Source organism: Variovorax humicola, from assembly GCF_037889915.1.
Taxonomy (GTDB): domain Bacteria; phylum Pseudomonadota; class Gammaproteobacteria; order Burkholderiales; family Burkholderiaceae_C; genus Variovorax; species Variovorax humicola.
This window is the reverse complement of record NZ_JBBKZV010000019.1, coordinates 111433-125362: the sequence shown is the minus strand read 5'-3', so window position 1 is coordinate 125362 and position 13930 is coordinate 111433. Positions and strand designations below refer to the sequence as shown.

The window sequence follows — 13930 nt, the reverse complement described above, 5'->3', positions numbered from 1 at the left end:
CCGACGGCGCGGCTTCCTGTTGACATGCATAGACGTCCATCAAAACTTAGATGGACATCATGGTCAGCGCCTTGGCCTCTGGCCTCAAGATGGGATCACTGGCCGGTTACTAAAGATGCGCGTGCTGAATAAATAGTTCACGCGTGGCATCTGGGCAACTCCGGTCAACCAATTGATGAATGGAGACGCTGTGAACCGTAGGCTTCGGAGATTGAGGCGACCACCAGCAGATCGCGTCATCGCGTCGTCGGCATGAACGACTGCAAGCGCTCCTGCAAAGCGCTTGTAGTTGAGCGCTCATCGAATGTCGGCTCGGGGCATCTACTCGAAATCCGCAACTGGCAGGCGGTCCTGCCGCGCGGCGGCCGATGCCGACGGGCAGAAGAGGCGGGAAGCGCCCGAACTTTGAAGCCTTGCAACAGTGCACGGATGCGGCGACACCTACCCGCGCCGAACCGACTTTCTGCCGCGCAATCAATCGAGCCGGAGCGGGGAGGTAGTCACACGTCGGTCAAGTGACAGGAAACTGCGGTCATGATTGAGAGCCGTCAGGGCTACTTGGCGCCGGATGAGTGAACCGACTTCATAGCCTCTACCACAGGCATGATAAAAAACATCTTACCGGGGTGGTTCTTCTCGTCGTCTGGTTGAACGAGCTCCAGCGTTGGCGAAGCCTCATCCTGCTCCCGAACGATGTTCCAAGCGACAATTTGCGAAGCTTCAGTAGCGTCTGCGCCCACGACGTTGAGCTGTTCACCAATAATTGGCAACTTCCGAATGGGCCTCTCGTCGTTGTGGGCCTTGAGATCGCGAAGCCATGATTCGCAAGTCCACACCATTGCGTATGCCTTGAGGTACGCCGCCCGCGCCGCGACGTTTCTCCAGAAGAGATATTTCTCAGCCTGGTCCGTGAACGCGGTGGACATCATGTCGATCTGATTCCACTCCTTGTCGTAGAGGGCAAGCATAGGAACGTGGTTTCCGTGGAGTTCAAACGTTACCTTCGCCATCCTCGCATGCTTAGCAACCAAGTCGGCGAGGGATGCTGGCTTGGGGGTTGAATCCAGTTCCGCTTTTAGTCTTACGATTTCGGGAGGCGGTTGATAGTTGCGATCGCGTTCAACTCGAATTCCCTTGCTACGGCCTATACCCTCCTTTTCGAACCTTAAGAATCGGGCACGACCAGCGTCGTGCGCGACAGGATCGAAGTCGGTCGGATGGCGCACCGTCGTGTCCAATTCATCTCCGATATGCAATGCCAACGCGGAACAGGCCTCGTGCAGGCGGGCGTATGTGTAGGTTAGGGCATGAAGCAGTTCCCATTTCGGCAGCGAGTTTGCAATCCATCTGCGCTCGATCTTGAGAACTGCGGCATCTGCAAGTGCCGGAGTCAGCTTGGAGCGGGCGAAGCGGAGTAACCTTGCGAGATCGGCTTTGAGCAACTCCGCTCGCGCGGTCTCTACTACCATGTCTTCGGCGTCCAAATAGGAGAACAGCACAGTCGCACGAAGCGAACTGTGCATGTCGAGGTCGCCCTCTTTCTCGATCACATTTCGAGAATCCTTCGCCCACGTCATCACCGGATCGGAAGCCCAAGGTGTCAACACGTTCGACCTATACCAAACATCGAAGCCGGAGATGGCGGCTTTGTTCTTTTGAATTATGAAGGTAACCGTACGAGACGTTTGGAGAAACTGATTTGTGTTTTGTCGGAAGAGGTCAGGCACGAAGTATGTCTCGGCGCAGTTCTGCAGCAGCTGGCCAAGATCGCGAAGACGGCGTTCCCACGGGCGCATGGATATTGTGGCTGATGATTCAGACATGGGACGTGGCTAGACGTCCCGCTAGATTTCTGCCGATTCGATCTCCGGCGAGCCAGAAGGATAACCGGCGTCGGCGTCAGGTTCTCATCATTCGGCCTGCTTTGCTCGCTCGTGAAAACCACATCCAGTCCGGCCCTTGAGGCGTCGCTCCCACCGGGGTGGGTGCAGGCTCTCTACTGTCTGAGGCGTGGTTAATCAACATCTGGTGCTGCAAACGAAGGAGGGCACTGTGAATGTGACCTTGCCCCTGGAATCCGTACCCCATAGCCGAGTTCATGAGTTGGCTTGCCGTGGTTGATTGGCAAGCCATTCCTGCTCGAACTGCATCGGGCTGACGTAGGCCAGCGTTGAGTGCAGTCGAGTGCGGTTGTACCAGAGCAGCCAATCGATGGCCTCGTCCTTCGCCTCGCGCCTGGTCTTGAAGCGTTGTCCGTGCAACCGCTCCACCTTCAACGACCCGAACAGCGTCTCGCTGCAGGCGTTGTCCCAGCAGTTGCCTTTGCGACTCATCGAACTGGTGATGCCGTATTCCGCGAGCACGTCCCTGAAGTCGTGACTTGCGTATTGACTGCCTCTGTCGCTGTGGAAGGTCAATCCGGCTTGTTTTCCCGGATGGCGCTTGAACCACGCCATTCGCAGCGCATCGATCACGATGTCGCGCGTCATGTCCTCGCGCAGCGACCAGCCCACCACCTGGCGGCTGAACAGGTCGATCACCACCGACAGAAACAGCCAGCCCTCGTCCGTCGCAATGTAGGTGATGTCGCCCACCCAGACCTTGTCGGGCTCGCTCACGGTGAATTCGCGGTTCAGCACATTGGGCGAGATCGGCAGATCGTGGCGACTGTCGGTGGTGACCTTGAAACGACGCTTGCCTCGGGCGCGAATGCCGTGGCGTTGCATCAGCTTTTGCACACGGTCCTTGCCCACGCGGATGCCGCGCGCCAGCAGTTCCTTCCAGATGCGCGGCCAGCCGTAGCCGCCACGGGTCTCGGCATGGATGGCCTTGATGTGAACCAGCAAGGCATCGTCGCTCAGATGGCGGCGCTGCGCGCCGCTGGCTTTGCGCACGAAGTGCTCGTGGTATCCCGTCATACTGATTTGCAGCACCCGGCATTGCACCGAGATCGGCCACACACGTCGGTGGCGTTGGACAAAGGCGTACTTCACCGCTGCGCTCTCGCGAAGTACGCCGTCGCTTTTTCCAGGATGTCGCGCTCCATCTTCACGCGCGCCAACTCGGCGCGCAGCCGACTGATCTCCATCTGCTCGGCACTCACCGCCTTGCTGTCAGCCCCGGTGAGCTTGCCTTGGCGCTGTGCCTTGACCCAGTTGAACAGGGTCTGCTCCACCACGCCCAACGTACGCGCCGCCGCCGCGATGCTCTGGCCACCTTCGACCAGCCGCACGGCCTCCTTCTTGAACTCCAGCGTGTAGCGCGCTCTCGTCGTCTTCGTCATTACCGTTCTCCTTGCTTGCATTGAAACACTCAGCAAGGGATACGTTTTTCGGGGGCAAGGTCAATGTCCCTAGAGCGCCGGCTTGCCGTTGTCCGTGCTTGCCTGCTTGGAGGACCGCTTTCGCTACGGTCCGGTTCAGGCAGGCCTCCGATTCGAGTCGAGTTTTCGACTATCGACCTACGTGAGCTTGGAGTCGATGCGCTCGCGCTCCTTCTGCTTGAATGCGACGTTGTGCCGCTCAAGATATGACGCACGCTCAGGATTGGGCGGCTGCCGCATGCTCCCCAGAGGCCCCAAGTTCGCTAAGTCGGCCTCGGTAAGTAGCCTGGACAACGCGATTCGCCCCTCGATGTCGAACGTGATCAGATGACGGTCGAAGAGTGCGTCCAGATTGGCGGAAAGTAAGAGGCCATTGTTTGGGTCCAGCCGTTCCTCGTCAGTGGAAGATCTCCACGGCACAATGTGCGACGCACGAAGGGTAGGGCTCAGCATCAGACCTGATACTGCGCAGGCGCCGCTGAACGATTTCATGAGGTCTATACGGAATTTGCCCTGCCCCAACCGCGCATCGATCAAGGACTTCCGAATGGTGTCAGGGATGTCTGTTCTGCCGTCAAGTTTGTCGAGATCCTCCTGCACCGTTGCTGCGGCGTCTCGGTCGGAACTCGCAAGAAGACCAGCTCCCAAGAAGTCCGCAATCTCCAACAATAAGTGCACTGCAGTAGCTTCGTCGTGAACTTGTAGGTAGGACCCGCTTTCCTCCGTGTAAACAGCAAACGATGAAGGAGCGCATCCATGTTCAAGACAAAACGCCGATAGGTCGAACCCGGGCGGGCATGCGTTGGTTGCTCGCCGTTGCCCTATGTTGAAGCGGTAACCGTAAAAGCGGCCATGCCTCCAGAGGTTGTGGTGGGTGTAGGCCACGTACACCCCCCTCCACTCGATGCACAGAGTCTTCTTAGCGGGATTGCTGGCCGCCCGTCCCCGATTGCTCGTAGTGATGTGGAAGCCAAGAGCCTCTATATCCTGGAAAAAGTCACTCACCCACACGGGAGGTTCCTTGCCGGTGTATTGCCGCAGGTCAGCCACGATTGCTCCATGTTTTATGATGTATCCGCGAGCATAGCTTCACGAGCGCGTAGGTGGGGCCGTAGAGCCTAAGGCGGAGGGTTCCACACGCTGAAGCCCGGCGCTGCGGCGACGATGTGATCCTCTCTTGGGCTGGGTGGCCCGGTTCGGCCGGATGACCGCTCACCCTCAGAGCAAGCATGCACGCGCCGGACATAGACTTGGGGCATGTTTTTCGAAGCCCCGTCTGCATCGACGCCAAGGTGCTACGCCCACCACCTGGGTGGCTGTTCGGCAAGTCTTTCACGAGAGCACGTTTTCACCAGATCCGTAATGGGCGAAGGTGGCATCGGGCTGGACGGTTATACGGGCATTCCCGATTGCACGGTTGTGGGGATTTCAAGTGCAGCATCCAAGATCCTCTGTACCGAGCACAACTCAGGCCTGAGCTTGCTGGACTCGGTAGCAAAGAAGCTAAGCGAAGCGCTTGGCAGTTTCCATGAGACTAGGTCTGGCTCGGTAGCGGTCGAACTCGACGGGCCGCTGTTCGAACGATGGCTGATGAAGGTCAGTATGGGTTATCTTGCCGCCGGGCACACCCCGTTGGGGCGGCGGTTCCCTTCGAATCCGAGCGTTGTTGCAGCTCTGTTTGGAACTATTCCGATGGAACCTCCGATCGGCATGTACTCGATGGTAGGGGTAGCCCGACACACGGATCGTGTCAAGGAAGTCCTATTTCGCGAACTCGTCGCGATTGACCCTAGTGGAACCAGCCGTGTCGTTGGAGCGATGGTCGCTCTTCACGGGATTCCGTTCCTTTTTTCGTTCGGTGGCCCTTTTCCCATTGAAGACTATCTGCGGCGGCCGGATGGGAAAAGCTACCTTGACCCGTATGACTGCACGTCTGCACGTGCTGTTTTCCACCCACCGTACTTACGCGTGAGCAACGAAGGCAAGAAGCAACTTGAGGTGCACATTCGATGGCCGACTTCGACAGTGGAGTCGCGCACAACCTTGTAGCTGACGACCGGAATAGGGCCCCATGAGCGTCCGCAGAACGCCAGCCTGCGGTCGTCCGTGCTTGCCTGTCTGGAGGGCCGCTTTCGCTGCAAAGGCGGTGTTGGCCTTGACGAGAGGTGACCAAGACCTTCGAGCCTCTTGATGCGACGAGCGGTCCCCGCCTGTCCGCCTGTTTCGTCCACTGGACGTTCGGTGACTGAACTCGCCCCAGGGCTGAACCCAGGGTTCAGTTTCGAGTCAGCCGCGTCAGCCGCGAGATCGTCCAGCGCCAGCGGCGCGGCGATTCGCGCTCGCATCCATTCGAGGATCGCATTCAACTGCCGCGAGTGAACTTGGCCACGTCCGTCCTTGGCAACGGGTTTATCGCCAGCGCATTTCAAATGCCTCCATCGCCGCGTCAGGGCGCAGTCTTGAGCACCTGAACCGCTTCTTCCTCCAGAAATGGACCTTCCACGCTCACTGCGGGAGAGGCATTCGCCAGCACGCTCGCGCAACGCGCACCCAAGGTCGCACCGCCGAGGATCGCATCCATGGCGGGCGAGGAGGCCGCGTAAACGACACGGCTGATACCGGCCCAGAACATCGCGCCTGCACACATCGCGCACGGCTCGCCGCTGGCATAGACGGTGGCCCCGCGCAGTGCTGCTTCGCCCAACGCGCGCTGGGCCTCGCGAACCAGCACGGTCTCCGCGTGCCCGGTGCAATCGCGTGCCGAGTTCTGGTTGTTCAGCGCCGTCAGCAAGGCGCGGCCATCCTTCACCAGCACGGCGCCGAAGGGCATGTCGCCGCGTTCCCGCGCCTCGCGGGAGGCCGCGATGGCGGCACGCATGTGGAGGCTGTCGTCGTCAGGATTTTTCATCGTGTGCTTCCATTCAGGTCAGATTTCGTCGATCGACGTATGGCGCCCGGTCCCCTTGGCATCTTCCATGGCGAAGCGGTCGCGCGAGCGCAGGTAGAAACTGGCGCCGAAGCGTGCCACCGGAAAGTAGTCCTGCAGCCGTACGCGCCAGAGTTCGGTGTCGACCAGTCCTTCTCGCGCGCGCAGTGCAATGACTCTGCCGAAGAAGACATAGCGGCTCTCGTTGACCAACTGCTCGTGCAGCACGCACTCGAAGGCCACCGGCGCCTCCGCAATCGTCGGGACGGCCACCGTGCGCGAGGGCCGCAAGGTCAGACCGGTGTGTTTCACCTCGCTCTCATCCGGCCCGAGCATCTCGCCGCAGGCGTGCATCTGTTGCGCAATGGATTCATCGGGCAGGTGCACCACGAACTCGCCGCTTCGCAGGATGTTGGCGGCCGTATCCTTCAGTCGCCCCTGCGAGTTCTGCCGGTTGACGCTGATCATCACCAGCGGCGGGTCCTCGCCCACCATGTTGAACATGGAGAACGGTGCCGCGTTGACGACCCCGGCTGCGCCGAGCGTGGTCACCAGCGCGATCGGCCGCGGCACGATCAGGCTGGCCATCAGCTTGTAGCGTTGGTAGGCAGTGATCGCGCCAAAATCGATGTGCATGTGCGGATGCTCCTGGAGATTCAAGGTTGCTTGCCGGAGATCCCGTCGACGTACCATTTCATCGTCCACAGTTCCGACTCGGGCACGACCTGGCCCGCGGCAACGCGGGGCTTGCCGCCCTGGTCGACGATCGGGCCGGCGAAAGGATGGAGCTTGCCGGCCAGGATCGAGGCCTTGCGTTCATCGAACGCCGCCGCGGCCTCCTTGCTCACCGAGGGACCGAGGGCCGCCAGCTGCACGATGCCCTCCTTCATGCCCCACTTGGTGTCCTCGGACTTCCACTGCCCGGCCAGCTTCTGGCGCACCTTGTGCACGTAGTAGACACCCCAGTTCAGCACGTTGGCGCTCAAGTGCGCGGTGGGGCCGAAGCGCGACATGTCCGAATCCTGTCCGATGGCCCACAGCCCCTTGGACTGCGCAAGTTGCACGATCGCGGGCGAGTCGGTGTTCTGGTACATCACGTCGGCACCCTGGTTCATCAACGTCAGCGCCGCATCGCGCTCATTGGCCGGGTCGTACCACGAGTTGATCCAGACCACCTTGGCGCTTGCGTTCGGATTGACGGCGCGAGCGCCCAGCACGAACGCGTTCAGGTTGCGGATCACTTCCGGGATCGGGAATGGCGCGACATAGCCAAGCGTGTTGGACTTGGTGCGCTTGCCGGCCAGCATGCCCATGAGATAAGCGCCTTCGTAGAACCGGGTCTGATAGATGCCCACGTTGGGGGCTGTCTTGTATCCCGAGCAATGCTCGAATGCCACTTCGGGGAAATCGGCCGCCACGCGGATCGTGGGTTCCATGAATCCGAACGAAGTGGTGAAGATCATCGTGCAACCGTCGTCGACCAGCTGACGCAGCACACGCTCGGCATCAGGGCCTTCGGGTACCTTCTCGACGAACACGGTCTTGACCTTGTCGCCGAACTCCGCCTCGACCATCTTGCGGCCGAGGTCGTGCTGATAGGTCCAGCCGACATCGGCGAGGGGACCCGGATAGATGAAGCCGACCTTGAGCGGCGGATTGGCCGCGTTGGCCATGCTCGCGGCCGTGGCGCCGAGGCCGAGCGCGGGAACGGCAAGTCCGACGCTGGCGTGCTGGAGGAATTGACGACGTTTCATGATGACTCTCCGGAAGACAGGACGATGGACGGAGCAAAACAGAAGCTCCTGGAAGCGATCATGTATCCTTGATTATTTAATCATGTATACGTGATCTTGCGCAAGACGTATGCAATCTGCGTGCCAGCGGCAGGAGGCGAAATCGCCCGTTTTTTTTTGTCGCGGTGGGTTCGACTGCCCCAGGACGGGGCGAAACGGCACCATCGCGATGAGGTCCAGCACCGCGCCTGTGCGGCAGCACGTACGGAACGCAAGCTGATCTGGTATACAGTCAAGCGTCTTCACGTACTTCTTCAGCACCCCACTTGAGCCTCTCCACGAAAGCCGATGGCGCATACCTCGCACTGCGACGCGCGATCGTCGAGCACGCCCTGAAGCCAGGCACGAAACTGCCGGAAGACAAGCTTGCCGAGCAATTCGGCATCAGCCGCACGCTGGTGCGCGCCGCGCTGGCCCGGCTCGCCGCCGACGGCCTGATCGACATCGGCAACAAGCGAACAGCCGCTGTCGCGCGCCCCAGCCTGGAGGAGGCACGCGCGGTGTTCGAGGTCCGCCGCTGCCTGGAGGCTGAAGTCGTGCGCCTCGTCATCGCGAAATGGAAGCCGTCGATGGGAACGGCATTGGAAGCGCATGTCAGGGAGGAGCGCGCCGCGGCGGCGGAACGTCAGGCGACGGCGTCGATCCGCCTCGCCGGGGAATTCCATATCAAGCTTGCCGAAATGGCGGCCAATCCGATCCTGCAGCGCTATCTCGACGAGGTCGCCACGCGCTGTTCACTGATCCTCGCCGTGCATGGGCGGCCGCATTCGTCGGAATGCGCCATCAGCGAGCATCGCGACCTCATCAAGGCGCTGCGCGGAGGCGATTCGAACAAGGCCGTCGCCTTGATGCAGGCGCATCTGAACGGCATCGAAGAGCGGGCGCTGCTGCCGGCTCTCGCCAACGATGAAGAAGAGCTGGCCGTGATCCTCGCGCCCTACGCGGGCGCCGCAGGATCAGGCAGCTAGGCATCTCGCGATGCTGATACGTCACGGGAGGCGTCGAGCCGTTGACCGTGAAGGCTGGCGCCACAAGAGCGGACGCGAACAGGCACCTGAGACTGGTTGCTGCAATTCAAGTTTTCGAGCCAAGCAGCCGTGGCTGCTGAAAACTGACCTCGGCGCCTTTGCCGGTGCACGACCGGTGTACCTCCGAACTTGACCTCCGATAGCAGATCACATGCGACAGCCAACGAAGGCGCGTTGAACGGCCGCGTCCGCATACCGTGAATTTGCGTTGGGGGCCCACCTCGGCCCCTTCGACTGAACGCTCTTGAATCAGCTCCACGCCGAACTCGTCGGACTCGGACATGACGATCACCCGAGGCTCCGGCGTTTTGACCGGATGACTCATGCTCAATAGCCCACCGTGAATCTCTGACGTGGATGCGCGCCAGCTTCAAGCTCATCCACCAGCGCGAGCGCGTAATCCTCTTGCGAAATGCGGCTCTTTCCATCCTGGCCGATGAGCAGATCGTCCTTGCCAAGGCGGTAACTGCCTGTGCGCTCCCCCGGCGTGAACAAGGCCGAGGGCGAGATAAACGTCCAGTCAAGGGACTCGTCCGCACGCTGCAATGCTTCGAGCACCGTGGCGCCGGCTTGAGCTTCGAGCTTCGCCACTTCCGGGAAAGCCGGGGTGTCGACCAGCAATTGACCCGACGCCACCCTGAGCGATCCGGCGCCCCCGACGACGACGAGGCGAGGCACGCCCGAGGCACGCACGGCTTCGAGCAAATCACCGACGTGGAAGTCTCGGAAACGTACCGCACTGACCACCACGTCATGCCCCTCGAGGGTCTTCGCGACTTCCAACGGACGGGCGAGATCTGCATCCTTGGCTCTCAAGCCATTGCGCGCTTGCAGCTTCTCGGGCTGCCGGGCCAGTCCGGTCAGCATGTGCCCCCGCGTCAATGCCTCCGACAAGATTCTTGAACCCACGCTGCCAGTGGCACCAATCAATGCAATTTTCATAATCGACTCCAAGTGAAGAGGCTCCATCGTATGTTTCTCCATGTGAACGAAAAAGCGCTGAAAATGAGCTTCTTTATTTCTTCATTCGAGCAAATGATGGATCGCCTGACCGCTGCGAAGGTGTTCATGGGCATCGCCGCGCGCGGCAGCCTGACGGCCACAGCGGAAGCACTCGAAATGTCGCGGCCGATGGTCACGCGCTATCTCGCCGAGATGGAAAGCTGGGCCGGTGCGAGGCTGCTGCACCGGACAACCCGACGCATCTCACTGACGCCCGCGGGCGAAGAAACGATGGCGCGTTGCCAGCGCATGCTGGACGTCGCGGCTGACATGGCGATCGTGTCGCCCGAGGGCGCAGTTGCACCGCGTGGCCTGTTGCGCATTGCATGTTCCCAATCGCTGGCACAGGAGGTACTCGCTGCCGCAATGGCGCAGTACCTGCGGATATATCCGCAGGTACTCGTGGATCTCCAGATCGGCGCTCGCGCGGTCAATCTGGTGCAGGAGCGCATCGATCTGGCGATACGCATCACCAACGAGGTCGATCCCAACCTGATTGCCCGCCCGTTGGCGCAGTGCGCATCCGTCATTTGTGCAGCTCCCTCGTGGGTCGTCGAACATGGCCTGCCCCAGAGGGCCGAGGATCTTGCATCGCACAACTGCCTGACGTACTCCTATTTCGGCAAGAGCCTATGGGAGTTCCACCGGGCCGGCGAGCGCATCACGGTGCCGGTCAGTGGGAACCTGAGCGCGAATGAACCCCAGGTGCTGCTCGCGGCGGCACTTGCGGGTGCAGGCGTTTCGATGCAGCCCGTGTATGCCGTGGCACGTCTGGTGGCTGATGGCAAATTGATCACCTTGCTCCCTGGCCATGAACCGCTGGCGCTCGGCGTGCACGGAATCTTTGCGTCGCGTAGCCAGATGAGCCCGGCTTTGCGAACGATGATCGACTTTCTGGCAACCTGGTTCAAGGACCCGGCACGCTGGGCGCCAGGCCTGAAAGGTGAGGCAAGGAGAAGGAGGAAGTCGATCAACCCTCATGCCGCAAACGGTTCGATGTAGATCACGACGCGGTGTAGATGAAACACCCCCGAAGCGCCTGCGGCGCCTCCCCCTCGAGGGGGCGCACCCAGCGGCCCGGCAAAGCCGGTTCCGCGGTGTAGATGAAACACCCCCGAAGCGCCTGCGGCGCCTCCCCCTCGAGGGGGCGCACCCAGCGGCCCGGCAAAGCCGGTTCCGCGGGTGCCCACGAACTGACCTCGCCATGCTCGTGCTGGTTTCATGCGTCATGGGTCACGCGATAGCGTGGTAGCAAACTGATATGAAGTTGGTCGATGAGATAAGCGACGCCGTCACTTGTGTGCGTCTCGATGACGCGACGCAGCGCAGACGACGGTTCGAAAGCCTCATGGGCCGCTGCAACGCTGTCGAACCAGACGCAAATGATACCGGTGGGGGGAGACGGCTCCGTCCATAGTCGCTCACGACGAGCCGTGGAAACCGTCCAGTTCAATTCGATCTCGTGGCCGGCGTTGCTCGCGACTCTGCGAAGTTCACGCCAAAGCGTATCCCGCGATTCGCGCTGCGCATGGAATGGGACGAGTACTTTCACCGACTGCTCGGCAGGCTCATCTCCATCGGTCTCCACCACGCACAGCGTCCACCCCTTGAGGAAGTTCGGCTCGTCGGCGGGTATGTACTTCTGGCCGATGGCCGACGCTTGAGCCAGGCGCATCGCTTCCGCGTCAGCAAAGACGAGTTCGACGACGCCATCGACGTTGAAGGCAGGCTCTCCGTCGCTGGCCCACAGCACCTTGTCCGCGCGGTTGTGGGTGTACTTTGCGATGCCCTCCATGCCGAGGGCCAGCTGCGCATGGGGTCCCGCCCAATACGCCCGGAAGTCGCATGTAGCTGTCCCCTCCTTCCTTGCAAGAAGGGTCATTCGTTTCATCATTCGCGGCCTTTCGCAACTAGAGAATCTGGCGCTCGGCCACGACAAAGGCAGTGATCTCCGCAAGGAAGGTCTTTGCGTGGTCCATCGACTCCTTCCCGGCTTCCGAGCCGAAAGCCGCCTCAAGTGTCGCGGCGTCCTCGAACCAGAGTTCGACGATGCCGTCGATTGCGAAGTCGTCGTAGCCACAGGGCTGCCCTTTCACCAACTCGCGGGCAATCACCACGTTCTGCCTGTAGGCGCTTACGCCTGGCATCTTGCGCACCAGATCACCGTGAACCTTCCATTCGCGGCGGAAGTCCTCCTCGCCGAGATCAGGACGTCGCTTCAGGATCGACATGCGCTTCAGCAGGCGCGCGCGGGATTGCCGCTCGGGCAAGTCGATCACCACACGTTGCTCGGCGGTCACGATGTGCAGACCACCAAGGAAGTGGCTCTCGTCCGCGATGAGGTCTGCCGCGAGCGCACTGTCGTTGAACGCGTGGTCTGCCCTGCCAACGTCGTCGAACCACAGCTGCGAGAAGCCGTCCAGGTCCCACGGTCCTCGCGGGAAATCAATACCCCTTTGCAAGCGCTCCGTCACCGGGTTCTGCCAGTAGCCACGCAAACCGGGGGCTCGCTTGGCGAGCGCACCATGATGGCCGCGCCAGTATTCGCTGAATGCTTCAGCCGACCACTCCGGCTTCTTGCGGATCAGGCCCATTCTTACGTTCATGTCGATTACTCCTGGTTGACTGTCAGTTCAATGAGTTCGGTTGCCGCCTGCGCGCGGGCGCGTGCGAGGCCTGGGGCGCGTTTGGCCAGCCAGACGCCGTGCCGCACTGGCCAGCGCTTGTATGCGGGGTCGACTCCCAGGGTGAGTGCGGCGTGATGCGGCCAGTAGGGATCGAAAAGCGCTTCGCGACCCAACGCGATCAGATCGGCCTTTCCGTCGACAAGCACCGCTTCAGCCTGACGCGCGTCGACGATCATTCCCACGGCCTGCGTCCTGATCTGCGCCTCTCGACGGATGCGTTCTGAAAACGGCACCTGGAACCCGAGTCCCCGTGGCACCGGGAGGGCGCGCGTTTCTTCGGTAAGGCCACCAGAAGAGCAGTCGATAACGTCAACGCCGCAGCGCGCGAGTTCGCGCGACAGGACGATTGAATCCTCAAGGCTCCAGCCGTCCACGCTGCCGTCCACCGCCGAAAGCCGGCAGAAAAGAGGCTTGCCTGCGGGCCACGCTGCGCGAACCTTGCGCGCGATTTCGAGGGCCAGACGCATGCGCCCTTCGACGTTGCCTCCCCACTCGTCGTCACGGTGGTTCGAGTTCGGTGACAAGAAGCTTGCCACCAGATAGCCATGGCCGAAATGAAGTTCCACCACGTCGAAGCCGGCCTGATCGGCGCGCAAGGTCGCATCGACGAAAGACTGCACCACGTCTGCGATGCCAGCGGCGTCCAACGCAAGTGGCGCCGACCATCCGGGGCCTGCAGGCAACGCACTCGGCCCGAGGCGTTGCCAGGGCTGCGGATCCGATGCCAGGCGCTGTTCGGACAGCGCCGCGCCCCCTTCCCACAGTGGCTGGCTTCCCGACTTGCGACCGGCATGGGCCAACTGCACTCCGATGGCACCCCCGTTGGAATGGACGAAATCGACCACCGCCTTCAACGGTTCGATCTGGCTGTCTTCCCATAGACCCAGATCGGCCGTGCCGATGCGGCCTCGAGGATCGACAGCCGTACTCTCGGTGAGGATCAGCCCGGCACCGCCGAGAGCGAACTTCCCAAGGTGAACCATGTGCCATGGCGTCGCGCGCCCGTTTTCGGCCGCGTGCTGGCACATGGGCGAGATGACGATTCGATTGTTCAGCACCAGCTCGCGAAGCTGAATGGGCTGGAAGAGAAGTGGTTCACTGGTGGTCATGAGAAAAGCCTGTCAGTTGGGGGCGACGACCGGGACGGTCGCGGGTTGCCGAGTGCCCAGGTC

At 61.3% G+C, this 13930-nt stretch carries 13 protein-coding genes; 3 read left to right on the top strand and 10 right to left on the bottom strand.

Annotation, left to right across the window (positions count from 1 at the left end):
• Positions 1-554 precede the first annotated feature (554 nt).
• The 3 genes from WKW80_RS24600 to WKW80_RS24590 all read right to left on the bottom strand — a co-directional run bounded on the left by WKW80_RS24600 (position 555) and on the right by WKW80_RS24590 (position 4372).
• Positions 555-1727, bottom strand: coding sequence for a hypothetical protein (locus WKW80_RS24600; protein WP_340366194.1), 1173 nt, complete (start codon positions 1725-1727; stop codon positions 555-557).
• A gap of 369 nt (positions 1728-2096) precedes the next feature.
• A protein-coding gene (locus tag WKW80_RS24595; RefSeq protein ID WP_340366193.1) for an IS3 family transposase occupies positions 2097-3283 on the bottom strand; the annotation gives its coding sequence in 2 pieces (ribosomal slippage) (positions 2097-3028 and positions 3028-3283; 1188 coding nt in all).
• A 177-nt stretch (positions 3284-3460) separates the two neighbouring features.
• Positions 3461-4372: an HNH endonuclease gene (locus WKW80_RS24590; protein WP_340366192.1), complete on the bottom strand. Its 912-nt coding sequence runs from the start codon at positions 4370-4372 to the stop codon at positions 3461-3463.
• Positions 4373-4684: 312 nt separating this feature from the next.
• Between WKW80_RS24590 and WKW80_RS24585 the strand changes: the two genes are divergently transcribed.
• Positions 4685-5371, top strand: coding sequence for a hypothetical protein (locus WKW80_RS24585; protein ID WP_340366191.1), 687 nt, complete (start codon positions 4685-4687; stop codon positions 5369-5371).
• A 397-nt stretch (positions 5372-5768) separates the two neighbouring features.
• Here the strand turns inward: WKW80_RS24585 and WKW80_RS24580 are convergent, their stop codons facing one another.
• Genes WKW80_RS24580 through WKW80_RS24570 form a run of 3 tightly spaced genes read right to left on the bottom strand, consistent with a single transcriptional unit; the run spans position 5769 to position 8002 of the window.
• Positions 5769-6230: a nucleoside deaminase gene (locus tag WKW80_RS24580; protein ID WP_340366190.1), complete on the bottom strand. Its 462-nt coding sequence runs from the start codon at positions 6228-6230 to the stop codon at positions 5769-5771.
• Between the two features lie 18 nt (positions 6231-6248).
• On the bottom strand, positions 6249-6884 hold the full coding sequence (locus WKW80_RS24575) for a flavin reductase family protein (protein WP_340366189.1): 636 nt from the start codon (positions 6882-6884) through the stop codon (positions 6249-6251).
• Positions 6885-6904: 20 nt separating this feature from the next.
• A complete protein-coding gene (locus WKW80_RS24570) occupies positions 6905-8002 on the bottom strand; it encodes a BMP family ABC transporter substrate-binding protein (protein WP_340366188.1) in 1098 nt (365 codons plus the stop codon).
• A gap of 305 nt (positions 8003-8307) precedes the next feature.
• Between WKW80_RS24570 and WKW80_RS24565 the strand changes: the two genes are divergently transcribed.
• The gene (locus WKW80_RS24565) at positions 8308-9009 is read left to right on the top strand and encodes a GntR family transcriptional regulator (protein ID WP_340366187.1); all 702 of its coding nucleotides are present in this window, start codon (positions 8308-8310) and stop codon (positions 9007-9009) included.
• A 387-nt stretch (positions 9010-9396) separates the two neighbouring features.
• Here WKW80_RS24565 and WKW80_RS24560 read toward each other — a convergent pair whose 3' ends face one another.
• Positions 9397-10011, bottom strand: coding sequence for an NAD(P)-dependent oxidoreductase (locus WKW80_RS24560; protein WP_340366186.1), 615 nt, complete (start codon positions 10009-10011; stop codon positions 9397-9399).
• Positions 10012-10107: 96 nt separating this feature from the next.
• Between WKW80_RS24560 and WKW80_RS24555 the strand changes: the two genes are divergently transcribed.
• Positions 10108-11073 (top strand): LysR family transcriptional regulator, encoded by a 966-nt coding sequence (locus WKW80_RS24555; protein WP_340366199.1) that lies wholly within the window; start codon positions 10108-10110, stop codon positions 11071-11073.
• A gap of 217 nt (positions 11074-11290) precedes the next feature.
• Here WKW80_RS24555 and WKW80_RS24550 read toward each other — a convergent pair whose 3' ends face one another.
• The 3 genes from WKW80_RS24550 to WKW80_RS24540 are packed head-to-tail and all read right to left on the bottom strand — an operon-like array spanning position 11291 to position 13867.
• A complete protein-coding gene (locus tag WKW80_RS24550; RefSeq protein WP_340366185.1) occupies positions 11291-11953 on the bottom strand; it encodes an EthD domain-containing protein in 663 nt (220 codons plus the stop codon).
• A gap of 28 nt (positions 11954-11981) precedes the next feature.
• Positions 11982-12665 carry an EthD domain-containing protein gene (locus WKW80_RS24545; protein ID WP_340366184.1) on the bottom strand — a complete coding sequence of 228 codons (684 nt, stop codon included), beginning with the start codon at positions 12663-12665 and terminating at the stop codon, positions 11982-11984.
• A 17-nt stretch (positions 12666-12682) separates the two neighbouring features.
• Entirely contained in the window at positions 12683-13867 is a 1185-nt protein-coding gene (locus tag WKW80_RS24540; RefSeq protein ID WP_340366183.1) for an NADH:flavin oxidoreductase/NADH oxidase, read from the bottom strand.
• Between the last annotated feature and the right edge of the window lie 63 nt (positions 13868-13930).

What these genes read in the sequence shown, in the direction of transcription:
- WKW80_RS24585 (WP_340366191.1), top strand. Translation starts at nt 4,685, where the DNA reads ATGGGCGAAGGTGGCATCGGGCTGGACGGTTATACGGGCATTCCCGAT.
- WKW80_RS24580 (WP_340366190.1), bottom strand. Translation starts at nt 6,230, where the DNA reads ATGAAAAATCCTGACGACGACAGCCTCCACATGCGTGCCGCCATCGCG.
- WKW80_RS24575 (WP_340366189.1), bottom strand. Translation starts at nt 6,884, where the DNA reads ATGCACATCGATTTTGGCGCGATCACTGCCTACCAACGCTACAAGCTG.
- WKW80_RS24570 (WP_340366188.1), bottom strand. Translation starts at nt 8,002, where the DNA reads ATGAAACGTCGTCAATTCCTCCAGCACGCCAGCGTCGGACTTGCCGTT.
- WKW80_RS24560 (WP_340366186.1), bottom strand. Translation starts at nt 10,011, where the DNA reads ATGAAAATTGCATTGATTGGTGCCACTGGCAGCGTGGGTTCAAGAATC.
- WKW80_RS24555 (WP_340366199.1), top strand. Translation starts at nt 10,108, where the DNA reads ATGGATCGCCTGACCGCTGCGAAGGTGTTCATGGGCATCGCCGCGCGC.
- WKW80_RS24550 (WP_340366185.1), bottom strand. Translation starts at nt 11,953, where the DNA reads ATGACCCTTCTTGCAAGGAAGGAGGGGACAGCTACATGCGACTTCCGG.
- WKW80_RS24545 (WP_340366184.1), bottom strand. Translation starts at nt 12,665, where the DNA reads ATGGGCCTGATCCGCAAGAAGCCGGAGTGGTCGGCTGAAGCATTCAGC.
- WKW80_RS24540 (WP_340366183.1), bottom strand. Translation starts at nt 13,867, where the DNA reads ATGACCACCAGTGAACCACTTCTCTTCCAGCCCATTCAGCTTCGCGAG.